This window comes from Mycolicibacterium sarraceniae (assembly GCF_010731875.1).
Lineage (GTDB): Bacteria > Actinomycetota > Actinomycetes > Mycobacteriales > Mycobacteriaceae > Mycobacterium > Mycobacterium sarraceniae.
In genome coordinates, this window is sequence record NZ_AP022595.1 from 4295024 (window position 1) to 4321043 (window position 26020).

Genomic DNA, 26020 nt, shown 5'->3' on the forward strand with positions numbered 1-26020 from the left:
ACAGATGTCTGACGCACCACTCACACCTCACTTCTTGAGACTGGGCAAGGCAACCAGTCCCCACCAAGCAGCGTTAGCTACCCAGTCGAAGTTGCCAATGTGCTCGGTAGCTTAGCCGTTTTTCGTTAAGACCGCGAGAATGAGTTCATGTTTTTGATTAGGGATTGAGCAATCTGACCTTTGACCCTAACGCCGCGCCCGGTCGGGCGCGTATCCGATAGCTGTGGTTCCAGCCACACCGACCAACGTGATCGCCGTCACGTTCCTGAGATGTTCGATCAAAATCGGCTCTAGCTGGATTTTTATTGTGACTCAGCACCCCCGTCGGCCACCCGGATCGCCTCCGCTGGCCCACCCCCGATGGGGAGGAAGAAGTTGCAGGGTGATTACTATCGCATTTCTGCCACACATTGGTATCGATCCGGATTTAGCAAATTAAGGTAATGATCCCGTCTAGGCACTCGAACCCGACAACCCAAATTACCCCGACTCGGCCATTGAATAGTGGCCAGTACTGTCCTCCCGGGCGCATCCAAGGGTCCGGATCGCGCTGCCATCCTGAGAGTTTCCGCAATCCCGCTTCAGGTGTCCGCAACCCACCAGCCTGTAGTTATCGTCGCGACACACAGGAGATGGCTATCGACCTGAGAGTAGGCTGAGATTTCAATATTGGTGTTCTGTTAAACGCGATCCCGGCCACATTCCCACCGGGGCGGAGACCTCTGTTACCAGTCTCCCGATATTTCTCACCTTGAGTCAGCAAACGCGACAGGATAATCGACCGGCTATTCGTAGATAATCGGCGCACTTTCCGTCGGAGATGAACATCAGGACGGTTCGACCGACGGCCGACGGCAGTTATCACCCCTTTAACGGTGCCTTGTGAACTCGCTGTGAAAATTTGCTAGAGGTCACAGCGGGGCCATGTGGCGAGGTCACCGACAGCAACGACCGACCGCATGACCAGCCAACACGCCGAAGGTGGGATGCGGCCAGCAAGGAGCCGGCACGCGGCGGTCAAGGGCCGAATTACCCTGCAACGACCCCGGCCGAAAGCGGCCCGAACGGGGCACCAGATTCGGTGACGGGCGCGAACCCGTGCTTGCGAGCAGCGGCGGCACCCCGCCGGATTAATGCCGCAGTGGCGACGAAACCGGCCTGATCGGCGACGACAAACGGGGTGAGCAAGCGGTTATGAACAAAGCTGAACGACAATCCCGATTCCGGGATCGCCCAGCCCAGCGAACCACCCAGACCCACATGACCGAAGCCGGGCAATAGACCCGGCATCGGCAGCGAGTGGTATCCGAGGTGGAAGCCGAGCGGCATGATCAGGTTGCGGTCCGGGGTCAGATCTCGCCGGCCGGTAAGACCTGCGACCAGCTCGGACGACAGGTAGCGCTGACCGTCGATCTCGCCACCGTTGGCGATTGCGCCGTACATTCGGGCCAGGCTGCGCGCGGTGGCCACACCGTTGGCCGCCGGAAGCTCGCTGTCCAGCAGGGGCATGGCCCCCTGGACTGTCGAACGCATACCGGGGAAATACAGGGACCCGAAGATCGCCGACACTTCCCAGGCCGCGATCCGCGGGGCGACGGTGTTGAAGATCGGGTTCGGAATGTTCAGCTGGGGTCCGATAATGCTGGCGGCCCGCGTCGGCGCACCGGCGGGCGGCCGGCCCAAGTGAATCCCGTCGGTGTTGAGCGGGTCGGCCACCTCGATGCGAATCAGCTCACGCATGCCCATCCCGGTGACCGCGCGGGTCAGCCCGGACAGCAGCCAGCCGTAGGTCAGCGCGTGATACGCGGGCTTGCCGAAGTATCGGCCCACTGGCGCCGCCGCGATGCGTTCCTCCATAACGACGTGGTTGAGCAGGTCGCGCCTGCGCACGCCACGCAGATGCGCCAGACCCGCGCGGTGCTGCATCACGTCGCGGACAGTGATGTCCGCCTTACCGTTGGCACCGAACTCAGGCCAGTATTCGGCCATCGGCGCGTCGTAGTCGATCAGGCCGCGGTCGGCGAGCCGGTGGATGACCGTCGAGGCCACACCCTTGGTCGCCGAGAACACCATGGCCCCGGTGTCAGCGGTCCAGCGCTGCCGTCCGCGTCGATCCGCCCAGCCGGTCCACACATCGACCACGGGCCGGCCATCGAGATAGACGGCCAGCGCACCGCCGCCGAAGCGCGGATGCGGGAACATCGCCGCGAAACTGCGCAGCGCAGAAGCGAAGTTCGGGTCGGCGGCTCCCTGCAGCCCATGGGGCAGGGTGTCGCGTCCGTGCATCGCCTGAGTCACAGATGGGAATTTAACCGGCCTGGGCACATCTGCAGCTCATTGTTGCCAAACCGTTAACTTGACACGCGGGCCGTCAGGTTGACTGTTCGGCAGCAGCAAGGATTCGCTGGGCCGCCAGCGCGGGCGTCAGCTCGCCCTCACGAACCTGGCGCTCGATCTCGGCTCGCTCGGCGCGTACCGCCGGGTGGCTGAGCACCCGGTCGAGCACGGCGTCACGCACCATCGACCAGGTCCAGTCGACCTGTTGCGCACGACGGCGGGCATCGAACTCCCCGGCCCCTGTCAGCGCGTCACGGTGGGCAAGGACTGTGTCCCACAGCTCCTGTAAACCGTGGCCCTCCAGCGCACTCATCGTCAATACTGGTGGGCGCCAGTGTGTTTCGCGCGGATAGATCAGCCTGATTGCTGCCGATAGCTCGCGTGCGCATGCCTTTGCCTCGATGGCGTGCGCACCGTCGGCCTTGTTGACCACCACGATGTCGGCGAGCTCGAGGACCCCTTTTTTGATGCCCTGCAGCTGGTCGCCGGTGCGGGCCAGGGTGAGGAAAACGAAGGTGTCCACCATGTTCGACACGGTTACTTCGGACTGACCGACGCCGACCGTTTCCACCAGGATCACGTCGAATCCGGCGGCTTCCACGAGCACAATCGTCTCCCGGGTCGCCTTTGCCACGCCGCCAAGGGTTCCCGACGTGGGCGACGGACGGATGTAGGCGTCCGGGTGTACGGCAAGCTTCGCCATCCGGGTTTTGTCACCCAGAATCGAACCGCCGGTGCGAGTCGAAGACGGGTCCACGGCAAGGACCGCGACCCGATGGCCCCGCGCGATGAGGTACATGCCCAGCGCCTCGATCGTGGTCGACTTCCCCACCCCGGGCACCCCGGTGATACCAATGTGGACGGCCTTGCCGGCATCCGGCATCAACTCCAGCAGTAATCGCTGCGCCTGATCACGGTGATCGGCCCGGGTCGACTCGACCAGGGTGATGGCTCGCGACAAGGCTGCACGATCACCGCTGCGGATTGCCTCCGCGAAGACGTCGACGTCGGCGGACATCAGGTGAGGTCGTAGCCGAGCCGCTCGGCGAGCTTGTGCAGCAGGTCCACCGCGGCATCAGCGATCACCGTGCCCGGCGGGAAGATCGCGGTGGCCCCGGCGGCATAAAGCTCGTCGAAATCACCGGGCGGGATGACACCGCCGACGACCACCATGATGTCGGGACGGCCCACCTCGGCGAGCGCGTCACGCAGGGCCGGTACCAACGTCAGGTGGCCAGCAGCCAGCGAGGACACCCCCACCACGTGGACGTCGTTATCGGCTGCTTGGCGCGCGACCTCCTCCGGGGTGGAAAAAAGAGAGCCCACGTCCACATCGAAGCCGATATCGGCGAAGGCGGTGGCGATGACCTTCTGTCCGCGGTCATGCCCGTCCTGACCCATCTTGGCCACCAGGATGCGCGGCCGGCGGCCATCGGACTCGGCGAATTTCTCCACCAATTCGATTGCGGCACTCACATTCTGGGCCTTTCCGACCTCATCCCGATAGACACCCGCGATGGTCCGGATCTCGGCCTGATGCCGCCCGTACACCTTTTCCAACGCGTCGGAGATCTCCCCGAGGGTGGCCTTGGCGCGCGCGGCGTTGATCGCCAGTGCCAGCAGGTTGTTGCCCAAGTCGCCCTCGCCGGCGACCCCGGACTCCCCTGCCGCCCGGGTCAAGTCATCTAGCGCGGCCTGACAGGCCACCTCGTCGCGCTCGGCGCGCAGCTGCTCCAGCTTGGCCAGCTGCTCGGCACGCACCCGGCTGTTCTCGACCTTGAGGACCTCGATCTCCTGATCCTCGGTGACCTGGTACTTGTTCACGCCGATCAGCGGCTGGGCACCAGAGTCGATCCGCGCCTGCGTCCGCGCGGCAGCTTCCTCGATGCGCAGCTTGGGAATGCCCTCGCCGATGGCCTGGGCCATTCCGCCGTGCTCGGCAACCTCGGCGATGTGCGCCCGCGCCTTCTCGGCCAGCTGATGAGTCAGCCACTCCACGTAGTACGAGCCGCCCCAGGGGTCGATCGGCCGGGTGGTGCCCGACTCCTGCTGCAGCAGCAGTTGGGTGTTGCGCGCGATGCGTGCGGAGAAGTCGGTAGGCAATGCCAGCGCCTCGTCGAGGGCATTGGTGTGCAGCGACTGAGTGTGGCCCTGAGTGGCGGCCATGGCCTCGACACAGGTGCGCGGGACGTTGTTGAACACATCTTGAGCGGTCAACGACCAGCCCGATGTCTGCGAATGTGTCCGCAGGGAAAGCGATTTCGGGTTCTTGGCACCGAACTCGGCCACCAGTTCGCTCCACAACAACCGACCGGCGCGCAGCTTGGCGACTTCCATGAAGAAGTTCATGCCGATGCCCCAGAAGAACGACAGCCGGGGCGCGAACGTGTCGACGTCGAGGCCGGCATCCCGGCCCGCCTTGAGGTACTCCACACCGTCGGCCAGCGTGTAGGCCAACTCGAGATCGGCTGTCGCACCGGCTTCTTGGATATGGTAACCGGAGATCGAGATCGAGTTGAACTTCGGCATCTTGACGCTGGTGTAGCCGAAGATGTCCGAGATGATCCGCATCGACGGCTTCGGGGGATAGATATAGGTGTTGCGGACCATGAACTCTTTGAGGATGTCGTTCTGGATGGTGCCGGCCAGCTTCTCCGGCGGCACCCCCTGCTCCTCGGCGGCCACCACGTACAGCGCCAAGATCGGCAGCACCGCACCGTTCATCGTCATCGACACACTGACGGCGCCCAGGTCGATACCGTCGAACAGCTGACGCATATCCAGGATGGAATCGATTGCCACCCCGGCCATTCCGACATCACCGGCCACCCGGGGGTGATCGGAGTCGTAGCCGCGGTGGGTGGCCAGGTCAAAGGCCACCGACAGACCCTTCTGCCCGGCCGCCAGGTTGCGCCGGTAGAAGGCGTTGGATTCGGCGGCGGTGGAGAACCCGGCGTACTGCCGGATGGTCCACGGCTGGTTGACGTACATCGTCGGGTAGGGTCCGCGGATGAACGGCGGCTCACCGGGGAAGCTGTCGACCGGGTATCCGGCCGCGGCGATGGCATCGCGGTCGGCGCTGACATAGACCGGTTTGACGGCAATGCCCTCGGGGGTCTGCCACTCCAGCTGCTCGGCGGTGTAGCCGTGCGCGGCCGCGGCGGCCGCGACGTGGTCGGTGACGGCAGCCTCGGTGGGCACCTCCGCCGGCCGCTCGCTGTGCAGCGGGACCTCGGCGAAGCTCGGTACCATGCCGGTTGTCGAGGCAGTCATATCAGGCCCCCAATCGGGTGAGCAGGGACGAAAGCACTTCGACTGCATCGATTTTCGCGGTCAGATAGTGGTCTGGTTTATCCGCGGAATCCGCGACCGCCTTCTCCGGGCCGGCCAGGTAGATCTGGGTTGCGCCCGCGGCCCGCGCAGCGGCCACCACGTCGGAGGCATCGGTGCCGTAGCGGGCGTCGGTGCCGCAGAGCACCGCGACCGTCGTGCCGGCATCAGCGATCGCCGCAGCCGTGGAGGCCGCGTCGACAGTGCCCGGGTTGACCGCTTCGATTCCGCCGGAGGCCAGCAGGTTGGCCGCGAACGTCGCACGGATGTTGTTCTCTGCCAGCGGCCCAACCGGCAGCAGCAGGACGAGCGGGCGCGCACCGGTGCGCTCCAGGAATGCGTCGGAGCGGTCACGCAGCGCCTCGAAACCGGCCGCGTAGCGCCGCACGGTCTCCGACGAACTGTAATGCGGCAGCGGCGCTTCGGACAGATTCGGGAATTCATTGATCCCCGTCACCGGTGTCCGCCGATGGGCGATATCGTCGGCCCGGCGCGCCCGGATTTCCTCGATCCGCTCGGCGATATGATCACCCGCGGCGACGAACCCGCCCCGGGACTCGACATCCTGAAAGTGCGACCATGCTTGCGCCGCAAGGCTCTTGGTGAGGTCCTCCACGTACCAGGAGCCGCCGGCCGGGTCGAGCACCCGCCCGATATGCGACTCCTCGAGCAACAGCAACTGCGTGTTGCGCGCGATACGGCGGGCGAAGCCCGCGCTCATCCCCGGGAACCCGCTCGGGATCGCCACGTCGAACGGCAGCACCGCGACGGTATCGGCTCCCCCGACGCCGGCGCCGAATGCGGCCAGCGTGGTGCGCAGCATGTTCACCCAGGGATCGCGCTGGGTCATCATCGGCAGCGAGGTGACGGCGTGCAGCGTCGCCGCGCCGCTCTCGGGCTCGCCGAGCACATCGGCGACTCGGGCCCAGAGTTGGCGGGCGACCCGGAATTTGGCGATCGTCACGAACTGGTCGTCGTCGGCCACCAGCCGGAAGCTGATCTGGCGCAGCGCGTCGGCGACGCCGATCCCAGCATCGACAAGAGCCCGCACATAGTCGACGGCGGCCGCCAGTGCGCCGGCGAGCTCCCAGGCGGCGTTGGCGCCGCGGTTGTGGAATGCCGGGCCGTCGACGGTGATGGCGCGCACCCCGGCGCTGCCGGCCAGATTCCTGGCCACTCCGGCGACGTCCTCGATGCTCGGCGCGGGCAATCCGCTCAGCGGCGCGGTGAGCGGGTCCGCGCCCAGGTCGATCGACATGGCGGCGCGCTGGGCGTCGTCGGCGCCGGCAACCAACGCCAACACCGCCTCGGCGGCGTCGCCGAAGTGTGCCCCGGCGTCCAAGATCACCGGCGCGAGTTCGAGGTAGACACCTTCCAGCAGCCGGTCCAGGTCGGCGGGGGCCACCCCGTCCTGGCCGACCTGCAGTACCAGTGCGCTGACCCCGTCTCCGAGCGCGCTTAGCACGGCGGAGTTCCCGTCGGCGAGCGCACCGGACGCCCCGAACACCTCGGCGACCTTCCAGCCGGCGATAACGTCGCGATGGGCGTCGCCACCGCGGACAAATGGCCAGGCACCGGGCAGTGGCGGCTCGGGCAGCGCGTCGAGCGTGGTGTATAACGGGCGGATCGAAAAGCCCTCGTAGGTGGGCGAATCCAGCAGCGTCTCGGGTTCAGCGGGCAGATCCGCCGGATCCTTGCGGCTACTCTTGGCTAGCACGCCTGCCACTGCGGTGCGCCAGCGGGCGCGCCCCTCATCCACCTCTACCGACACCGGCAACTCCTGTTGTCGCAGCAAGTGGGCGTCCCTGCCGGGAACGCCATCAGACCATCAGGCTAAATGATGGCCTCAGGAGTCACGTCGCCGACTAGGCGGCCCGTAATCTTGGTAAACGTGACGTCGAACACCCGCAGCACGCTGCGCAGCGTGAGTGCAGCAGTGGTCGCCACGGCGCGCCAGGTGTCCCGGAGACGGATTGTCGTCACCGCGATCGCCGCTGTGATTCTCGTCGCAGTCGCGCTGCTGATACCGCTGCCCACGGCGTTGCAGTTGCGGGATTGGGCGACCTCACTCGGGACGTGGTTCCCGCTGGCCTTCCTGGCCGCGCACATCGTCGTCACCGTGTTCCCGTTCCCCCGCACCGCGTTCACGCTGGCGGCCGGCCTGTTGTTCGGCCCGGCTCTCGGTGTGGGGATCGCCGTCGCCGCCAGCACGGTCAGCGCTCTCATCGCGCTGCTGCTGGTGCGCGCGTTGGGTTGGCAGCTGAGCAAGCTGATCAGCCATCCTGCTCTTGCGTCGGTGGACGCCCGCCTGAATGCTCGCGGCTGGCCAGCGGTCTTCTCGCTGCGGATGATCCCGGCGGTCCCGTTCTCGGTGCTCAACTACGCCGTCGGCGCGTCGGCGGTGCGGGTGCTCCCCTACTTCTGGGCCACGCTGGCCGGGCTGATTCCCGGTACCGCCGCGGTGGTGTTCCTCGGCGACGCACTCACGGGCAATATCAGCCCGCTACTGGTGCTGGTGTCGGTGTGCACCGCGGCCGTCGGCGTCGGTGGGTTGGCTTACGAGGTTCGGCGTCACCGCAGGGCTGACGTCGAATAGCTGCCGCGCAGTAGTTGTTCGATCCGATCCAACAATTGATTCGGGTCAGACTCGGCGCCCTTATTCCACGTCACGAGAGCGCGATACAGGTTGATCGGCTCGACCGTCAGTTGCAGGCCGAGCATCACGGTCTGGGGCGCGTCGTCCGTAGATTCCGCAGGGCGGTAAGCAATCTCAATCTGCAGAGCCTTTGCTCCACTGACTGAGTTCGCCACCCATTTGGGGGTGATCGCCTCGATGCGTTCCCTGGGAAGCTCGCCGGGCCGGATTCGGGGATCGGCGACCCGGATGGTCAAGGTCGACGGCGTCAACGCCACTGGCAACTCGCCCGCCAGGCAGCCGTGGCCGCACCAGCACTGATATCCGCCGGACGCGACGCACCTCCGCATACCAGCAAACGAGGCCAAGGGACCACTCACCTTCAGGTGGCTCGGCCGAAGTCGCGCACCCGGACATGCGAGCCAACGGCCAGGGCGAAGTAGATCGCAGCGTGACGGCGGTGAATCGGGCCAGCGCCGGGATCGCGCACAGTGCGGCGTCGGCGGCCTGTCCCGCGGCCATCAGGGTGTAGATCCGCGGTGACGCCTGCACCGGACTACTGCTCGTTGCCGTGCCGCGGGGCGTACTGCGGGTCAGCCGGTGGGGCCTGCTGCTCGGACAGCGGCGGGTAGGACACCGGCGGGGCGATCGGCGGGGGCGGTGGTACCGGAGCCGCACCGACCGCGGGCACCGAGGTGCGGGCCTCGGCCTCGGCTTTGGCCACCGCCTGCGCGATCGCGGGGTCGGTCTTGGTGTCGAACCAGTCGGCGACCTCATCGGCGTCGTCGTCGGCCTTGGGGACGTTCTCCTCCACCGGTGACGGCGTGTACCGGAAGACGCCGTCCTCACCGGGCGCGCCCAGCATCTTGGTGAATCCCTGCAGCGCCGAACCGAAGTCACTGGGCACCAGCCACACCTTGTTGGCTTCACCCTTGGCCATCTGCGGCAGCGTCTGCAGGTACTGGTAAGCCAGCATCTCCGGGGTGGGCCGGCCCGCTTTGATCGCAGCGAACGTCTTCTCGATGGCCTTGGCCTGGCCCTGTGCCTGCAGGTAGGACGCGGCCCGCTCACCTTGGGCCCGCAGGATCCGGGACTGCCGGTCGGCCTCGGCGGCCAGGATCGCGGCCTGCTTGGCGCCCTCGGCGGCCAGGATCTGTGCCTGCTTCTGGCCCTCGGCCTGTTTGATCGACGCCTCTCGGCTGCCTTCGGCGGTGAGGATCATCGCGCGCTTCTCTCGGTCGGCGCGCATCTGCTTTTCCATCGAGTCCTGGATGGACGGCGGCGGGTCGATACTGCGTAACTCGACGCGGGCCACCCGCAGGCCCCAGCGGCCGGTGGCCTCGTCCAGCACGCCGCGGAGTTGGCCGTTGATCTGATCGCGGCTAGTCAACGTCTGCTCGAGGGTCATACCGCCGACGACATTGCGCAGCGTCGTGGTGGTCAGCTGTTCCACACCGACGATGTAGTTGCTGATCTGGTAGACCGCCGCCTGCGGGTTGGTGACCTGGAAATACACCACGGTGTCGATGTTGACGGTCAGGTTGTCCTCGGTGATGACCGGTTGTGGCGGGAACGACACCACCCGCTCCCGCAGGTCGACCCGGGCCCGGACCTTGTCCACGAACGGAATCAGCAAAGTGAGCTGCCCCGACACCGTCTTGCTGTAGCGCCCGAGCCGTTCGATGACGGCCGCCTCGGCCTGCGGGATCAGGGCGATGGACTTGGCGACCACGATGATCGCGAAGATCACCAACACCGCAAGCAGGACCAAAGCCGCTATGCCACCGTCCATGAAGGGTTCTCCTCACCCGTTCTTCCAGACGACCGCCGTGGCACCGTCGATGTGCATGACGGTGACGTGGTCGCCCGGCTCGTAGACATCGTTGTCGTCGAAGGGGCGTGCCGTCCACACCTCGCCGTCGAGCTTCACCTGGCCTTCATGCTGCGCCACCCGATCCAGCACGAGTGCGCTCTTGCCCTCCAGCGCCTTGACGGGTTCCAGCATCCCCTCGCCCTTGGTGAATCTGCGCCGCAGCGCGGGGCGCACGGTCAGCAGGAGCAGCACCGAAACCACCAAGAACACCGCGCCGTCTGCCCAGATGGGCAGGTTCAGCAGCCAGTTCGACCCGGCCGCGGCGAGTGCGCCGCCGGACAGCATTAGCAGGAACATATCGCCCGTGAGCGCCTCGGCACCGGCAAGACCCAGGGCGAACACGAGCCAGATCAGCGCCGCGGGCATGACGCCAGGATATCCCGGTAAACCGTGCAGCGGTTGAAGAAGGCCGCTTCAACGTGGAACCACTACACTGCGAGCATCATGTGGTGCCCGAGTGTTTCGCTGTCCCTGTGGGCCAACGCCTGGCTGGCCGGCCAAGCCGCGCCCGACGATGTTCTTGACGCGTTATCGGCTTGGGCGCCAACACATTCGGTGACCGCCTACGACTCGGTCGCAGCCGGTCACACCGGCCTGCCGTGGCCGGATGTCGACGACGCCGGTGCGGTGTCGCTGCTGCAGACGCTGCGGACCGTCGCCGGTCGCTCAATCGATGCCCAGCCGCCGGCGATCAGCGTCGCGCTGCCGGTTCCCGGCGACGTCCGCGGCCTGGCACCCGGCACCCAATTCCAGCGGGACGCACTGGCCTCCGGGGAGGCGATCATCGTCACCAGCCCGGCCGGCGACACGATCGGTGTGGTCCCCGAGTTCGAGTACGACGACGTCGACGACGAGCTGCCCGACTGCGACCGGGTGCCCGAACTGTGCGCGCTGTCGTGGACCGTGTACTCGCTGCCTGCGGCTCCGTTGGTCGACTACCGCGATCTCGGCGAGGCCGAGTACGAGCTGCGTTCAGCGGTGCGGTCAGCCGCCGACACGCTCGGCGCCCTGCAGCTCGGCGCTGCCGGCGGCATCGACGACCCGCGCGGGCTCGTCGAGCAGGTGCTCGAAACCGGCAGGCACCACCGCGCCCCCGAACACGCTCCGACGCGGGCGCTGCGGGTGTTGGAGAACGCCGCGCACGTCGACGCGATCATCACGGTCAGCTCGGGATTGATGCCGATCGGCACCCAAAGCGCATCGGAGGCTCAGATCGCCAACGCCGCACTGCGGCCCCTGGCCTCGATCGTGCGCTCGGCGCGGATCGCCGCGGTCACTGCGATCCTGCACTCGGCCTGGCACTAGCCGCGCACGCGGGTGTGCACAACCGCCCGTCGACGCTGGCCCCGTACCCCGCAACCGGCTCGGCGCCCATCACTCGCACCGGTTCGCGGCCGTCACGTACTTCGTCGACGAGGTCAAGGATCAGCCGCGCGAAGCGGCGCTGCGCGTTGGGTGTCGACGCCCGCGCCAACGCGACGCCGAGATCATCTGCCTGCTGGCGCAATTCGCTGTCCAGGTCCCACACCACCTCGATGTGGTCGGAGACGAACCCCACCGGGCAGACCAGCACAGCCTTGGTGCCCGATCCGGCCAGCGCCGAGAGATGTTCGCCGACATCGGGTTCCAGCCACGGCACCTGCGGCGGCCCCGAACGGGATTGCCAGACCACGTCGTAGTCCGGGTAGCCGGCGGCCGCGGCCACCAGCGCCGCGGCGTACCGGACCTGGCGGGCATACAGATCCGGCCCGCACCGGTCGGCGGCGCGCAGCGGTATCGAGTGTGCGGTGAACACCAGCCGCGCATCGGCGCGCAGCGAATCCGGCAGCGTCGCGGCGGCGTCGGCGATCGCGTCGGCGAACATCGCCACCAGCAGCGGATGGTCGAAGTATTGGCGCAGCTTCACCAATTCCGGGGCGCCGTCGCCGACGGCGGCAAGGGCGCGGGCGATGTCCTCCTGGTACTGCGCGCAACCGGAATAGCCGCCCCAGGCCGAGGTGGCGAACACCGCGGCGCGGCGCACACCGTCGGAAGCCATTGCGGCAACGGTGTCTTCGATGAGCGGCCGCCAGTTACGGTTGCCGAAGTACACCGGCAGCTGCTCACCGCGCTCGGCGAGTTCGGCGCGGATCTCGTCGATCACGGCGCGGTTGATGCCGTTGATCGGCGATACCCCGCCGAAATGCAGATAGTGCTCGGCGACCGAAGCCAGGCGCTCCGGCGGGATCCCCCGACCTCGAGTGACGTTCTCCAGGAACGGCATCACCTGCTCAGGCCCCTCCGGTCCGCCGAACGACAGGACCAGGAGTGCGTCAAACGCCGGAACGGACATCGGTTAGAGCAGCTGGGTGCTGGCGCCGCCGTCGGCGAAGATAATCGTGCCGGTGGTGGCCGGCAGCCAGTCCGACAGTAGCGCGCACACCGTCTTGGCGACCGGTGTCGGGTCCTTCATGTTCCAGCCCAGCGGGGCACGCTGATCCCAGCCCTCTTCGAGCAGCTTCATCTGGGCGCCGGCTTCGTCACCGAGCGCGCCACCGACGATGGCACTCATTGCCAGGGTCCGGATCGGGCCTGCGGCAACCAGATTCGAGCGAACCCCGACCTTGCCGGCTTCACGAGCAACGAACCGGTTGACCGATTCCAGTGCGCTCTTGGCGACCGTCATCCAGTTGTAGGCCGGCATCGCCCGGGTCGGGTCGAAATCCATGCCGACGATGCCGCCACCGGGGTTCATCACCGGCAGCATGGCCTTGGCCAGCGAGGCGTAGGAGTACGCCGAGATGTGAATGCCCTTGGCGACATCCTCGTAGGGCGCGTCGAAGAACGGGTTGATGCCCATGCCGGTCTGCGGCATGAAACCGATGGAGTGCACCACCCCGTCGATCCCGTTGCCCTCTCCGATCTCGGCGGTGATCCGGTCAGCCAGCGTCGAGAGGTGCTCCTCGTTCTGCACGTCGAGTTCGAGCAACGGCGCCGGATGGGGCAGCCGGTCGGCGATCCGCTGGATCAGCTTCATTCGGTCGAACCCGGTGAGCACCAGTTTAGCGCCGGCCTCCTGGGCAACCTTGGCGATGTGGAACGCGATCGACGAGTCGGTGATGATCCCCGTGACGAGGATGCGCTTGCCTTCAAGAAGCCCTGTCATATCAGTCCTTTACCTAGTGCCCCATGCCCATGCCGCCGTCGACGGGGATGACCGCGCCAGCGATATAACTGGCATCCTCGGATGCGAGGAAGCTGACCGCCCCGGCGACCTCCGCGGCCGTCCCGACCCGTTTGGCCGGGATGAAGTCCAGCGCACCCTCCTGGATCCGCTCGTCGAGCGCGCGAGTCATCTCGGTGTCGATGTAGCCGGGGGCAACGACGTTGGCGGTGACGCCGGCCTTGGACAGCTCCCGCGAGATCGACCGGGCCATCCCGATCAGGCCGGCCTTGGCCGCCGCGTAGTTGGACTGGTTGCCGATCCCCCACATGCCCGAGACCGATCCGATGAAGATGATCCGGCCGAACCGGTTGCGCTGCATGCTGCGCGACGCGCGCTGGGCCACTCGGAACGCCCCGGTCAGGTTGGCGTTGATGACGCTTTCGAAGCGCTCTTCGGTCATCCGGATGAGGAACGCGTCCTGGGAGATACCGGCGTTGGACACCAGCACCTCGACGGGGCCCTGATGCTCCTCGACCTCCTTGAAGGCGCGGTCGACGGCCTCGGTGTCGGTGACGTCACACACGACGCCGAACAATCCTTCGGGCGCACCCGAGCCACGGTGGGTGACGGCGACCTTGTGGCCGTCGGCGGCCAATCGTTGTGCGATCGCCAGACCGATCCCCCGGTTTCCACCGGTGACCAGCACAGAACGAGAAACGAACGGCGGCTTACCCACGGGATGCTCGGTAGGAGATTCGCTCATTGGAGACAACTTAGTGCCTGCGGTTCCTCGCGCCGAAATCGACACCGCACCGGTGAAATCGAACCGAGCGGCATCAGCCCGGCAGGCGCCGGTTGATCAGGAGCGCGGTGAGCGCGGCAAGGGCCAGCACGAGTGCGCCCAGCCGCAACCAGCCGGTGCTGGCCTCTCCCTTGGTGGTCTCGTAGCCGATCTGGTCCTGCAGCGAGGTAAAGACTTCCTTGAGCTGCTGCAGGCTCGATGCGGTGTAGGCATTGCCGCCGGAGAGATCGGCGATCTTCTTGAGCATCTCGTCGTCGACCGGGACCGGCTGACGCTGGTCGTTGATCTCCACAAAGCCGTACGGGGTGCCGAACGACACCGTGGAGATCGGCACGCCCTGATCCTTGGCCGTGCGGGCGGCGGTGAACGCGCCCTTCGGGTTGTCCGGGTTCGACGGCACGGTCTCCTTACCGTCGGACATCAGCACGATGCGGGCCGGCGGCGGGGTGTCGCCCCCGCCGATGACGGCACCGACGGTCGCGATGGCCTGCAGCGAGGTGAAGATCGCCTCGCCAGTGGCCGTGCGGTCGGCCAGTTGCAGCTTGGCGATCGCGTTCTTGGTGGCCTCTCGGTTGGTGGTCGGCGACACCAGCACGGTGGCTGTGCCGGCATAGGCGATCAGACCCAGGTTGATACCCGGGGTCAGCTGGTCGGCGAACTGTTTGGCGGCTTCCTGCGCGGCGACCAGCCGGCTGGGTTCGACATCGGTGGCGCGCATCGACTGCGAGACGTCGATGGTCAGCATCACCACGGCGCGATTACGGGGGATCCGCACATCGTGAGTCGGCCCGGCCATCGCGATGGTCAGCAGCACCAGGGACGCGATCAGCAGGATGGCCGACAGGTGCCGCCACTTGTTAGGCCGTTTGGGCGCAACGGTTTCCAGCAATTCCATGTTGGCGAATCGCAGAACCCGCTTCTGCCGGGCGTACTGCACGACGACGTAGAGCCCGACCAACCCGGCGATGACGAGCAGGAACAGGAAGAACCCCGGGTGCTCGAAGCCCGAGAGCGTCATCGGCCCGAGCAACGGCAGTGTCATTGACGGCCCGCCATGGCGCCGCGGCGTCGCGACGCGACGAATCGCACGATATCGGCTATCCAGTCGCGGTCGGTCCGCAGCGTCATCAGCGGCGCACCGCAGCGGCGCAGGGTGCGCGCCACTTCCTCACGGTGCGCCGTGGCGGCACGGGCGAAATCGTCACGCAGCTGCTCGTCGATAGTGAACTCGCGGGTGGCGCCGGATTCGGCGTCCTGCAGGATCACATCGCCGACCGGTGGCAGTTCGACATCGCGCGGGTCGAGCACCTCGATGCCCAGAACTTCGTGGCGGGCGGCGATCGCGCGTAGCGGGCGCATCCAGGTGATCGGGCCAAGGAAGTCACTGATCACCACCGCCATCCCGCGGCGGCGCTCGGGCCGGCGCAGGGCGTCGATGGCGGCGGCCAGATCACCGCGCACTCCCGGTGGCGCCTTGGGCATGGTGGCGATGGTCCGCAACATGGTCTGCTCGTGCATGCGACCGGACAGCGCAGGGACGCGGGTGATGGTGTCGCCGTTGGCGATGATCGCGCCGAGGCGGTTACCGCCGCCGCTGTTGAGGTAGGTGATCGCCGCCGCGGCAGCCACCGCCAGATCCCGTTTCTCGCAGCCGGTGGTGCCGAAGTCGAGGCTGGCCGACATGTCGACCACCAGCCACGTTTCCAGCTCGCGGTCGGCGATCATCTGCCGGACGTGCGGAACCTGCGTGCGCGCGGTGACCGACCAGTCCATCCGGCGGACATCGTCGCCGGGTTGATAGATCCGCGAATCCCCGGGCTCAGAACCCGGCCCCGGAATCAGGCCCAGGTGGTCACCGTGCAGTACCCCGTCGAGCTTGCGGGTGATCGTCAGCTCGAGTGTGCGCAGTGCCGCAGAGAGCTTGGCGTCACTGATCTCACCGCGCTGAAACGACGGCGGGTGCAAGGTTTGCGAGTCGCTCACCGACCGTTGGCACCCGCGCCGGCGGGAACCACCGGCGGCACCGAATGTCCTTGCTGCGGAACGGCATTCACCTGCGGCAGAGCGACGGTCTGCAGGATCCGGTTGATGACGGTTTCGGCCTTGATGTCATCGGCGAGCGCGTCGTAGGTCAGCACCAGCCGGTGGCGCAGCACATCCGGGATCACATCGATGACATCCTGCGGGATGACGTAGTCGCGGCCGCGCACCAGCGCCAGGGCACGGGCGGCGGCGATGATGCCGAGCGACGCACGCGGCGAGGCGCCGAAGGCGATCCAGGCCTTGACGTCATTGAGGCCGAACTGTTCGGGCCGGCGCGTCGCGGTGACTACCCGGACCACGTAATCCACCAATGCGTGGTGGACGAAGTTGTTGGCGGCGACATTCTGCAGCCTCAGCAGGTCGCCCGTCTCGAGGATCTGCTTGGGCTCCGGCGGGGTCACACCCATCCGGTAAATGATCTCGCGCTCTTCTTCAGGCGACGGGTAGTCGACGTTGATCTTGAACAGGAAGCGGTCGCGCTGGGCTTCCGGCAGCGGGTAGACACCCTCGTTCTCGATCGGGTTCTGGGTCGCCATCACCAGGAACGGCTTGGGCAGCTCGTAGGTCTTGCCGCCGATGGAGATCTTGCGCTCGGCCATGACCTCCAGCAGTGCCGATTGCACCTTTGCCGGGGCGCGGTTGATCTCGTCGGCCAGCAGGAAGTTCACCACCACCGGGCCGAGTTCGATGTCGAACTCTTCGCGGCCCTGCCGGTAGATACGGGTACCGATGATGTCGGTGGGCACCAGGTCGGGGGTGAACTGGATGCGGGCGAAGGTGCCGCCGACCACCTTGGCGAAGGTCTCGACCGCCAGCGTCTTGGCGACGCCGGGGACACCCTCAAGCAGGACGTGTCCCTTGGCCAGCAGCCCGACCAGGATGCGCTCGACGAGCTGGTCCTGGCCGACGATGATCCGCTTGACCTCGAAGATCGCCCGCTCCAGGGTGTTCACCTCGCCGGCCAGACCGTTACCGCCGGACGGCGGGGCGGCCGGAGCTCCGGCCGGTCCGGCAAACGCTCCGGGGCCTGCGGGCGACCCACCTGGTGACGTCATCGACTTCCTCCACAGCTGTTGGTTTTGTCGGGCACCTCGGTACCCGCTCACAACTATTCCAGGCGTTCTGGGATCCGTCGACGTACCCCGTTCGCTGGCGCGTCTGGTTAGGTCTCGATGATGCGCGTCAGGTAGGGCGTCATACCCGCGGTGCGGACTGGGCTGACGGTCACGTGACCGGCCGCCGACGACGCCTCGAGCATCTGCCCGTTGCCCAGATAGATGGTGACGTGCTGGGTGCCGTTCGGCCCGTAGAAGATGAGATCGCCGCGTTTGGCCTGCGACGGCGGGATGTGACGGCCGGCGTTGTACTGGTCGCCGGAGTACTTGGGTAGCTGCACGCCAACGCCTGCGAAGGCATAGCGGACAAATCCCGAGCAGTCGTAGCCGACCTTGCCCGCGTCCTCTTCCACGCCGGCACTGGGTCCGTTGATCGCGCCGCCGCCCCACGAGTAGGGCACGCCCTGCTGCGAGGCACCACGGGCGATCACGTATTCGATGGCCTGCGGTCCCCTGACCCGGCTGCCGGGCAGCGCCGACGGAGAGCCGCCGATGCCGAGGCCGGCCAGGAACTTGCGGCCCAGGTCCATCGTCGCCTGCGCGGACTGCTGGGCAACCTGCAGTGAGGCGTTGGCCACCGCAAGCGGGTCACCGGGGGCGCCCGCGCTCAGCAGCTTGGGCAGCGTCGGATCCCACTCGCCCGGATCGGCGTTCGCCGGACCGGCAAGACCGAATGCCAGGGTGAGCGCCGTCAGGACCGTTCCCACGAAGACCCGTCGAGAACTAGTGCGAAACATAGAAAAAGCTCCTGTACAACTCCGCGTCAGTATTCGATGTAGCGGATGACGAACGGTGTCATGCCGCTGGTACGCACCGGCGAGATCTTGACGTTGGAGCCGGTGTAGGGAGCCTCGAGCATCTGGCCCTGGCCCAGGTAGAGGGTCACGTGCTGGCTGCCACCGGGGCCGTAGAAGATCACGTCGCCACGGCGCATCTGGGACGACGGGATCTTGCGGCCCATGTTGTACTGCGAACCCGAGTAGTGCGGCAGCCTGATGCCGACGCCGGCGAACGCGTAGAGGATGAGCCCCGAGCAGTCGAACCCGACTGTGCCGGCGCCGCTGTCGATACCGTTGCTGGGACCGGTGGCGGTCCCGCCACCCCAGGAGTACGGCACGCCCATCTGTGAGCTGGCACGTTTGATGACGTACTCGGAGGCCTGCGCGCCGTACACGTAGGGAATCGCGCCGTTGGTGATTCCGGTGTCGTCGGGCTTCAGGATGCCCAGCTTCTGCAGGAAGCTCTTGCCCATCTGCTTGGTCGCGTTCAGCGACGAGCCCGAGATCTGCAGCACCGCGTTGATGATCTGGATCGGGTCACCGGAGACGAAGGCGCTGGGCACCATCGGCAGCGTCGTATCCCACTCCGACGCACTGCCGAACGGCGGAACCTTGCCCGCGTCGGGCGCCTTGGCCGAACCCGGCGCGGCCGGATCCCAGCGATCCCCCGGGGTCGCCGGGCCGGTCGCGACCGACTGCGGCACGGCGGCAGGCGAATTCGCCGGCGCCGACCACTGACGGGCAGCCTCGAGCTTGTCCTGGGCCGCCTTACGTTCGGCGGCCAGCTGGTTGATCTGCGCCTGCTGATCACCGAACGTCTTCTGCGCCTGGGTCAATGCCGAGACCGCAGTCTGCTGACTGGCTTCGGCGTCGGCGACGGCCTGGTCGGCCCTCTGCTTGGCCAGCCGGGCCGCGGACTCCTTGTTGAGCTGTTCGGTGCGAGCACGCTGCAGATCGGTCATCACCTGTTCGGAGCTCAGCGCCACCGCTTGGTTGGCCGATGCGGTGGAGATGATGTCCTCGGGAGTCGACGCCATCAACAGGGATGCGGACGGTCCGTTCATATAGGCCGCCACTGCGAACTCGTCGAATCGCTTCTGGGCGGCGGCAATGGCGCCGTTGGCGTCTTTGACCGCCGCCGCGCTGATATCGACCTGTTGCTGGGCTTCTGCCGCGGCATCCCGGGCGGTCTGGACGTCGACGATCGCCTTGTTGACGCTTTCCTGCTCGGCCTGCACCTTGGCCCCGATGTCCTGTAGCCGCTGGTTGGCGTCGGCGACGTCGGCGATCAGGCCGGCGATCGTGTTGGGGCCGGCGCCCGGCTCAGCGTGCGCCACTCCCGGCATCGTCAGTGTCATGGCAACACTGAGCGCCAGCGGTCCCATCGGCCTGGCGATGCGGATGGCCGGCCGGACAAAAGAGCCGCGATGTGAACGCCTCATTCGACCCTGATCTCCTCTGCTCCACGTGCAGTCACGCCAGTAACAGATGTCACATCAGTCACATCAATAACAATGGCGACAACTGCACCGTACGTCACATTTGTCGCAGAGGAAACTTCCGGCAAGAATTACATCTTTGTCATTTACGGGATGTTGCCGAAAAGTAATCTTATTGATTTGCCAGATAAGGCTATTTTGGCTGTTCAGACGGCATTTCGGTATTTTGCGAGCGGCGAGCCCGAAGCTGCAGAACTCGGGTCAAAACAGCCGCCGCAGCCACCCCGATCAGGAGTGCGAACGTTAATCCAACCCAGGGAAAGTCCGGCGTTTCCAACTGGTCGACAAAAGCCTGTGTGCCGACCACCGGATTCGGCGCCGTCTTGGCCACGTCCTGGCCCGCCTCGAGGGTGACGCGGTCATAGGTGGTGCTGTAGGTGCCGGCCCAACCTGGGCTGAGCACCAACACCGTCGAACCGGGGTTGGCGCTACCGATCTCGGTGGCGATATCGCGAAGGGGGGTGTCGATCGGCGGACTGCTCTGCATGACGACGACCTTGAGGTCGACGCCACGGGCTGCAGCCGCGGCCACCACCTTCTGCAGACCGGCCGCATCGGCGGCCGGCGCGGCGACACCATCGGAGGCCACATCGGCCTTGACCGCCGCCAGGCACTGCTCGACCGGCGTCGACGGCGCCAGGCCCACACTGCTACACACCTCCACCGGAATGAAGGTCGGCGCGGGCAGAATCGTCACGATCGGAAACGGTACCTCGCGCCCGAACTCCGGGGTGGCACCACGCGCCGAGGAAGACAAGACTGAGACCCAGGACCGTTGCCCGTGCGCGGACACCCAGCCGCCCGCTTAGCAGGACAACCGTACTGTTAGTATTGGGGACGCATGCCGGCACAGCCCGTCGGCATTGAAGACAACGCCGGGAGTTGATGTGAGCGATTCACTGAATTCGTTTGGAGCGCGCGACAATCTGAAGGTCGGCGACAACAGCTACCAGATCTACCGCCTCGATGCGGTGCCCGGCACCGAGAAACTGCCCTACAGCCTCAAGGTGCTGGCCGAGAACCTGTTGCGCACCGAAGACGGCGCCAACATCACCAAAGAGCATATTGAAGCGATCGCGAACTGGGATCCCTCAGCAGAGCCGAGCATCGAGATCCAGTTCACCCCGGCCCGCGTCCTGATGCAGGACTTCACCGGTGTCCCTTGCATCGTCGACCTGGCCACCATGCGCGAGGCCGTATCCGCCCTGGGCGGTGACCCGGAGAAGGTGAACCCGCTCTCGCCCGCCGAGATGGTGATCGACCACTCGGTGATCCTCGACGTGTTCGGCACCGCCGATGCCTTCGAGCGCAACGTCGCGCTGGAATATGAAAGAAATGGCGAGCGCTACCAGTTCCTGCGCTGGGGCCAGGGTGCCTTCGACGACTTCAAGGTCGTCCCGCCGGGCACCGGCATCGTGCACCAGGTCAACATCGAGTATCTGGCCCGCGTGGTCTTCGAGCGAGACGGTGTCGCCTACCCCGACACCTGCGTGGGCACCGACAGCCACACCACCATGCAAAACGGCCTCGGCGTACTCGGCTGGGGCGTCGGCGGCATCGAGGCCGAGGCCGCGATGCTGGGCCAGCCCGTCTCGATGCTCATCCCCCGCGTCGTCGGCTTCAAGCTGACCGGCGAGATCAAGCCGGGCGTGACCGCCACCGATGTCGTGCTCACCGTCACCGACATGCTGCGTAAGCACGGTGTGGTCGGCAAGTTCGTCGAGTTCTACGGCAACGGTGTTGCTGAGGTGCCGCTGGCCAACCGCGCCACGCTGGGCAATATGAGCCCCGAATTCGGTTCCACCGCAGCAATCTTCCCGATCGATGACGAGACGATCAAATACCTGCGGCTGACCGGGCGGACCGACGAGCAGCTGGCTCTTGTCGAGGCCTACGCCAAGGCCCAGGGCATGTGGCACGACGCCGATCACGAACCGAAGTTCTCCGAGTACCTGGAACTCGACCTGTCCACCGTGGTGCCGTCGATCGCCGGACCCAAGCGGCCGCAGGACCGGATCGAGCTGACGGACGCCAAGAACGCGTTCCGCAAGGACATCCACAACTACGTCGAAGACAACCATCCGGCCCCGGAGACCAAGCTCGACGAGGCCGTCGAGGAGTCGTTCCCGGCCAGCGACCCGGTGTCGCTGTCCTTCGCCGACGACGGGGCGGTCGATGCGCGTCCGTCGGCGGCCAACGGCGCCCAGGGCCGGCCATCCAAGCCGATCACGGTGAAATCCGATGAGCGCGGTGAGTTCGTCCTCGACCACGGCGCCGTCGTGGTGGCCGGAATCACATCGTGCACCAACACCTCCAACCCGTCGGTGATGCTAGGTGCCGCGCTGCTGGCCAAGAAGGCCGTCGAGAAGGGCCTGACGTCCAAGCCGTGGGTGAAGACCAATATGGCTCCCGGTTCGCAGGTCGTCACCGACTACTACAACAAGGCCGGCCTGTGGCCGTACCTGGAGAAGCTCGGCTACTACCTGGGCGGCTACGGCTGCACGACCTGCATCGGCAACACCGGCCCACTGCCTGACGAGATCTCGGCCGCCATCAACGACAATGACCTGTCGGTGACGGCAGTGCTGTCCGGCAACCGCAACTTCGAAGGCCGCATCTCCCCCGATGTCAAGATGAACTACCTGGCCTCGCCGCCTCTGGTGATCGCCTATGGCATCGCGGGAACCATGGACTTCGATTTCGAGAATGATCCGCTCGGGCAAGACACCGAGGGCAATGACGTGTTCTTGAAGGACATCTGGCCGACGACTGCGGAGATCGAAGAGACCATCGCGTCCTCGATCAACCGGGACATGTTCACCGCCAGTTACGCCGATGTCTTCAAGGGTGACGACCGCTGGCGCTCGCTGCCCACCCCCGAGGGCAACATCTTCGAGTGGGATGACGCCTCGACGTACGTCCGCAAGGCTCCCTACTTCGACGGCATGCCGGCAGATCCGCAGCCGGTGAAGGATATCGCCGGAGCCAGAGTGCTTGCGCTGCTTGGCGATTCGGTGACCACCGACCACATCAGCCCGGCCGGCGCCATCAAGAAGGGCACGCCCGCCGCCCAGTACCTGCAGGCCAACGGCGTCGAGCCCAAGGACTTTAACTCGCTGGGGTCGCGCCGCGGCAACCACGAAGTGATGATCCGCGGCACGTTCGCGAACATCCGGCTGAAGAACCAACTGCTCGACGACGTCTCCGGTGGCTACACGCGGGACTTCACCCAGGATGGTGGCCCGCAGGCCTTCATCTATGATGCCTCGCAGAATTACCAGGCCGCGGGTATTCCGCTGGTTGTGTTGGGCGGCAAGGAATACGGCTCCGGCTCGTCCCGAGACTGGGCGGCCAAGGGCACCAGCCTATTGGGTGTGCGCGCGGTCATCACCGAGTCCTTCGAGCGTATCCACCGCTCCAACCTGATCGGTATGGGCGTGATCCCGCTGCAGTTCCCGGCCGGCGAATCGGCGGCGTCGCTCAAGTTGGACGGCACCGAGGTCTTCGACATCGCCGGGATCGAGGAGCTGAACAACGGCAAGACGCCGAAGACCGTCAGCGTCACCGCCACCAAAGAGGATGGGTCGAAGGTTCAATTCGACGCGGTGGTGCGCATCGACACCCCCGGCGAGGCCGACTACTACCGCAACGGCGGCATCCTGCAGTACGTGCTGCGCAACATGCTGCGGGCCGGCTAGCCGGACGTGCCCCGGGTCAGCGAGGACCATCTGGCGGCCCGCCGTCGCCAGATCCTCGACGGCGCACGGCGCTGTTTTGCCGAGTACGGCTACGACAAGGCAACCGTGCGCCGCCTGGAGCAGACCATCGGTCTGTCCCGCGGCGCGATCTTCCACCACTTTCGCGATAAGGACACCCTGTTCTTCGCGCTCGCGCGCGAGGACGCCGAGCGGATGGCCGAGGTCACCTCGAGCCAGGGCCTGGTCCAGGTGATGCGGGACATGCTGGCCGCGCCTGATCAATTCGATTGGCTGGCAACACGTTTGGAGATCGCGCGCAAGCTGCGCAACGACCCGGTGTTCCAGCAGGGCTGGGCGGAACGCTCAGCTGAACTGTCGGCGGCGACCAGCGATCGGCTGCGCAGGCAGAAGCAGGCCGGCCGACTGCGCGACGACGTCGCCAGTGATGTGGTGCAGTGTTATCTCGACCTGGTGCTCGACGGTCTGGTGGCACGGCTGGCTGCGGGCGAAGATCCCCGGCGGCTCTCGGCGGTGCTGGACCTGGTGGAGGTTTCGGTGCGGGCCGACCGCTAGCCGAGCTTCCCCGAGCTAATCTGCTCCGTCAGGGATGCGAAGTCGGCGAGGTCCCACACGTGAGTGAAGGTGTCCCCCTCGACCCGGTAGATGGTGAATGCCGAGATGGTGATGTTGCGCCCCGTCGCTTCGATTCCTTCGAAGGCGCCGCGACCAGTGGGGCGAACTGCACCATGAGTTAGTCGAGATAAAGGGACCAGAGCTGCTCGAAATCGCTTGCCATGTCATCGATTATCGGCCATAGCCGCAAGGGTCCGAAAGTTAGCGTCTGGTCACGTGGTTGGGGCCACCGCGGCTACGCATCGTGGTCCCCGACTCGCGCAACAGCGCGTGGATGGACCCGTAGGAGCGGCCCGTCGTCGCCACCAGGGTGCGGATACTCGCGCCACCCTCGTAGGCGTTGCGCAGATTGTTCAGCAGTTGATCATGAGCTTCGGTTGGCTTGCTCATCATGACCCTCCCCGGTCGATCGCGCCGATAGCCCTCAGGGTAGGAGCGCAACCGCACGGTTTGGCCGGAATCACCGAAATGGTCAGTTGTCAGGCCAGTTCGATGAGATCCCGATACTCATCGGACCAGTAATCCTCGGTGCCGTCCGGAAGCAGGACGACCCGTTGGGGGTCGAGCGCTTCGGCGGCGCCGGGGTCGTGGGTCACCAGCACCACCGCGCCCTGATAGCTGCGCAGTGCATCGAGAACCTGTTCGCGCGAAGCGGGATCGAGGTTGTTGGTCGGCTCGTCGAGCAGCAGCACATTGGCCGTCGAGGCCACCAAACCCGCGAGCGCAAGCCGGGTCTTCTCACCACCGGACAGGGTGCCCGCCGGCTGATCGAGCTGCGGACCGGTGAACATGAACGCACCGAGCAGGCTGCGCAGATCTTGTTCGCCGGTGTCGGGCGCGGCATGGCGGATGTTCTCCCACACCGAGGCGTTGCCGTCGATCGTGTCGTGTTCCTGCGCAAAGTATCCGAGCTTGAGCCCGTGCCCCGGTTCGATGGCGCCGGCGTCAGCTTTTTCCGCCCCGGCCAGGATCCGCAGCAGCGTGGTCTTGCCGGCGCCGTTGAGGCCCAGCACGACCACCCGGGATCCCTTGTCGATGGCCAGATCGACGCCGGTGAAGATCTCCAGCGAGCCGTAGGTCTTGGTCAGGCCCTTGGCCACCAACGGGGTACGACCGCAGACGGCCGGGGTCGGGAACCGAATCTTAGCCACCTTATCGGCGACACGCTCGTCATCGAGCTCGGCGATCATCCGCTCCGCACGGCGCAACATGTTCTGTGCGGCAACGGCTTTAGTGGCTTTGGCGCCCATCTTGGCGGCCTGGGTGCGCAGCGCACTGGCCTTCTTCTCGGCGTTGGCGCGTTCCCGGCGGCGGCGCTGCTCGTCGGTGGAACGGGCGTCGAGGTACTTCTGCCAGCCCATGTTGTAGACATCGGCCTCGCCGCGCACGGCGTCGAGGAACCACACCCGATTGACCACCTCTTCGAGCAGTTCGACGTTGTGGCTGATGATCACCAAACCGCCGGTGTGGGATTTGAGGAAGTCGCGCAGCCAGCCGATCGAGTCGGCGTCGAGGTGGTTGGTCGGCTCGTCGAGTAAGAGAGTGGTGTTGGAGGACCCGGTGCCGGAGCCTCCGCCCGCCGCGAACAGAATCCTGGACAGCTCCACACGCCTGCGCTGGCCGCCCGACAGTGTCCGCAGCGGCTGGGTGAGGACGCGTTCGGGGAGGCCGAGGCTCGCGCAGATACGGCCCGCTTCGCTCTCCGCGGCGTATCCGCCGAGGGCCGCGAAGCGCTCCTCGAGCTGGCCGTAGCGACGCACCGCTTTATCGCGCGCGGCGTCGTCGACCACCTCGGCCATCAACGCCTGCTGCTTCTCCAGGTCGGATAGCAGGCTGTCCAGGCCGCGCGCGGAGAGCACCCGGTCCCGGGCCAGCACGTCGAGATCGCCTTCGCGGGGATCCTGCGGCAGGTAGCCGAGTTCGCCGGTGCGGACGACGGTGCCCGCGTAGGGCTCGCCCTCCCCCGCCAGGATTCGCATGGTCGTCGTCTTACCGGCGCCGTTGCGCCCGACCAGACCGATGCGGTCACCGGGTTGTATCCGCAGCGCGGGGCCCTCGGCGAGCAGGAGCGTGCGCGCGCCGGCGCGGACCTCGAGGTCCGTTGCGGTAATCACGCGCACTTCTCCTTTGT

At 66.3% G+C, this 26020-nt stretch carries 23 protein-coding genes; 4 read left to right on the forward strand and 19 right to left on the reverse strand.

Annotated elements, in window-relative coordinates:
• Nucleotides 1-1029: 1029 nt before the first annotated feature.
• The 4 genes from lipL to mutA form a co-directional block, all read right to left on the reverse strand.
• Entirely contained in the window at nucleotides 1030-2286 is a 1257-nt protein-coding gene (lipL, locus tag G6N13_RS21470) for an esterase/beta-lactamase LipL (RefSeq protein WP_163702401.1), read from the reverse strand.
• An 85-nt stretch (nucleotides 2287-2371) separates the two neighbouring features.
• Nucleotides 2372-3355 (reverse strand): methylmalonyl Co-A mutase-associated GTPase MeaB, encoded by a 984-nt coding sequence (meaB, locus tag G6N13_RS21475; RefSeq protein WP_163700252.1) that lies wholly within the window; start codon nucleotides 3353-3355, stop codon nucleotides 2372-2374.
• The gene (scpA, locus tag G6N13_RS21480; RefSeq protein ID WP_163700254.1) at nucleotides 3355-5610 is read right to left on the reverse strand and encodes a methylmalonyl-CoA mutase; all 2256 of its coding nucleotides are present in this window, start codon (nucleotides 5608-5610) and stop codon (nucleotides 3355-3357) included. Before scpA ends, meaB begins: the two co-directional genes overlap by 1 nt.
• A gap of 1 nt (nucleotide 5611) precedes the next feature.
• The gene (gene mutA, locus G6N13_RS21485) at nucleotides 5612-7438 is read right to left on the reverse strand and encodes a methylmalonyl-CoA mutase small subunit (RefSeq protein ID WP_163702404.1); all 1827 of its coding nucleotides are present in this window, start codon (nucleotides 7436-7438) and stop codon (nucleotides 5612-5614) included.
• 120 nt (nucleotides 7439-7558) lie between these two features.
• Between mutA and G6N13_RS21490 the strand changes: the two genes are divergently transcribed.
• Entirely contained in the window at nucleotides 7559-8263 is a 705-nt protein-coding gene (locus tag G6N13_RS21490; protein WP_235677856.1) for a TVP38/TMEM64 family protein, read from the forward strand.
• On the opposite strand, the gene G6N13_RS21495 is transcribed toward G6N13_RS21490, so the two are convergent.
• The 3 genes from G6N13_RS21495 to G6N13_RS21505 form a co-directional block, all read right to left on the reverse strand.
• The gene (locus G6N13_RS21495) at nucleotides 8239-8559 is read right to left on the reverse strand and encodes a hypothetical protein (protein ID WP_163700259.1); all 321 of its coding nucleotides are present in this window, start codon (nucleotides 8557-8559) and stop codon (nucleotides 8239-8241) included. The genes G6N13_RS21490 and G6N13_RS21495 overlap by 25 nt on opposite strands.
• A gap of 299 nt (nucleotides 8560-8858) precedes the next feature.
• Nucleotides 8859-10094 (reverse strand): SPFH domain-containing protein, encoded by a 1236-nt coding sequence (locus tag G6N13_RS21500; protein WP_163700262.1) that lies wholly within the window; start codon nucleotides 10092-10094, stop codon nucleotides 8859-8861.
• A gap of 12 nt (nucleotides 10095-10106) precedes the next feature.
• A complete protein-coding gene (locus G6N13_RS21505; RefSeq protein ID WP_163700266.1) occupies nucleotides 10107-10541 on the reverse strand; it encodes an NfeD family protein in 435 nt (144 codons plus the stop codon).
• A 78-nt stretch (nucleotides 10542-10619) separates the two neighbouring features.
• Between G6N13_RS21505 and G6N13_RS21510 the strand changes: the two genes are divergently transcribed.
• Nucleotides 10620-11480 carry an Rv1486c family protein gene (locus G6N13_RS21510; RefSeq protein ID WP_163700269.1) on the forward strand — a complete coding sequence of 287 codons (861 nt, stop codon included), beginning with the start codon at nucleotides 10620-10622 and terminating at the stop codon, nucleotides 11478-11480.
• Here the strand turns inward: G6N13_RS21510 and G6N13_RS21515 are convergent.
• From G6N13_RS21515 to G6N13_RS21555, 9 genes are all read right to left on the reverse strand, one after another.
• On the reverse strand, nucleotides 11449-12507 hold the full coding sequence (locus G6N13_RS21515; RefSeq protein ID WP_163700272.1) for a ferrochelatase: 1059 nt from the start codon (nucleotides 12505-12507) through the stop codon (nucleotides 11449-11451). The genes G6N13_RS21510 and G6N13_RS21515 overlap by 32 nt on opposite strands.
• 3 nt (nucleotides 12508-12510) lie before the next feature.
• Nucleotides 12511-13320: an NADH-dependent enoyl-ACP reductase InhA gene (gene inhA, locus G6N13_RS21520; protein WP_163700275.1), complete on the reverse strand. Its 810-nt coding sequence runs from the start codon at nucleotides 13318-13320 to the stop codon at nucleotides 12511-12513.
• Between the two features lie 13 nt (nucleotides 13321-13333).
• On the reverse strand, nucleotides 13334-14083 hold the full coding sequence (fabG1, locus tag G6N13_RS21525) for a 3-oxoacyl-ACP reductase FabG1 (RefSeq protein WP_163700279.1): 750 nt from the start codon (nucleotides 14081-14083) through the stop codon (nucleotides 13334-13336).
• Between the two features lie 73 nt (nucleotides 14084-14156).
• Nucleotides 14157-15164, reverse strand: coding sequence for a VWA domain-containing protein (locus G6N13_RS21530; protein WP_163700281.1), 1008 nt, complete (start codon nucleotides 15162-15164; stop codon nucleotides 14157-14159).
• Nucleotides 15161-16105 carry a DUF58 domain-containing protein gene (locus G6N13_RS21535; RefSeq protein ID WP_163700284.1) on the reverse strand — a complete coding sequence of 315 codons (945 nt, stop codon included), beginning with the start codon at nucleotides 16103-16105 and terminating at the stop codon, nucleotides 15161-15163. The genes G6N13_RS21530 and G6N13_RS21535 overlap by 4 nt, the downstream gene beginning before the upstream one ends.
• Nucleotides 16102-17220: a chaperone MoxR1 gene (moxR1, locus tag G6N13_RS21540; RefSeq protein ID WP_163700287.1), complete on the reverse strand. Its 1119-nt coding sequence runs from the start codon at nucleotides 17218-17220 to the stop codon at nucleotides 16102-16104. The genes G6N13_RS21535 and moxR1 overlap by 4 nt, the downstream gene beginning before the upstream one ends.
• 107 nt (nucleotides 17221-17327) lie before the next feature.
• Nucleotides 17328-18017, reverse strand: coding sequence for an NlpC/P60 family peptidoglycan endopeptidase RipB (gene ripB / locus G6N13_RS21545; protein ID WP_163700289.1), 690 nt, complete (start codon nucleotides 18015-18017; stop codon nucleotides 17328-17330).
• Nucleotides 18018-18043: 26 nt separating this feature from the next.
• Nucleotides 18044-19501, reverse strand: coding sequence for an NlpC/P60 family peptidoglycan endopeptidase RipA (gene ripA, locus G6N13_RS21550; RefSeq protein ID WP_163700292.1), 1458 nt, complete (start codon nucleotides 19499-19501; stop codon nucleotides 18044-18046).
• A 190-nt stretch (nucleotides 19502-19691) separates the two neighbouring features.
• The gene (locus G6N13_RS21555) at nucleotides 19692-20255 is read right to left on the reverse strand and encodes an Rv1476 family membrane protein (protein WP_163700295.1); all 564 of its coding nucleotides are present in this window, start codon (nucleotides 20253-20255) and stop codon (nucleotides 19692-19694) included.
• A 190-nt stretch (nucleotides 20256-20445) separates the two neighbouring features.
• Here G6N13_RS21555 and G6N13_RS21560 point away from each other — a divergent pair, with 190 nt between their 5' ends.
• On the forward strand, nucleotides 20446-23256 hold the full coding sequence (locus tag G6N13_RS21560; RefSeq protein ID WP_220096765.1) for an aconitate hydratase: 2811 nt from the start codon (nucleotides 20446-20448) through the stop codon (nucleotides 23254-23256).
• Between the two features lie 6 nt (nucleotides 23257-23262).
• Nucleotides 23263-23829, forward strand: a complete 567-nt coding sequence (locus G6N13_RS21565) for a TetR/AcrR family transcriptional regulator (RefSeq protein ID WP_163700298.1) — start codon at nucleotides 23263-23265, stop codon at nucleotides 23827-23829.
• Here G6N13_RS21565 and G6N13_RS26255 read toward each other — a convergent pair.
• The 3 genes from G6N13_RS26255 to G6N13_RS21580 form a co-directional block, all read right to left on the reverse strand.
• Nucleotides 23826-24029 (reverse strand): ester cyclase, encoded by a 204-nt coding sequence (locus G6N13_RS26255; protein WP_163702410.1) that lies wholly within the window; start codon nucleotides 24027-24029, stop codon nucleotides 23826-23828. The two genes, G6N13_RS21565 and G6N13_RS26255, sit on opposite strands and share 4 nt — an antisense overlap.
• A gap of 61 nt (nucleotides 24030-24090) precedes the next feature.
• Nucleotides 24091-24279 (reverse strand): helix-turn-helix domain-containing protein, encoded by a 189-nt coding sequence (locus G6N13_RS21575; RefSeq protein ID WP_163700301.1) that lies wholly within the window; start codon nucleotides 24277-24279, stop codon nucleotides 24091-24093.
• A gap of 89 nt (nucleotides 24280-24368) precedes the next feature.
• A complete protein-coding gene (locus G6N13_RS21580; RefSeq protein ID WP_163700304.1) occupies nucleotides 24369-26003 on the reverse strand; it encodes an ABC-F family ATP-binding cassette domain-containing protein in 1635 nt (544 codons plus the stop codon).
• Nucleotides 26004-26020: the final 17 nt, after the last annotated feature.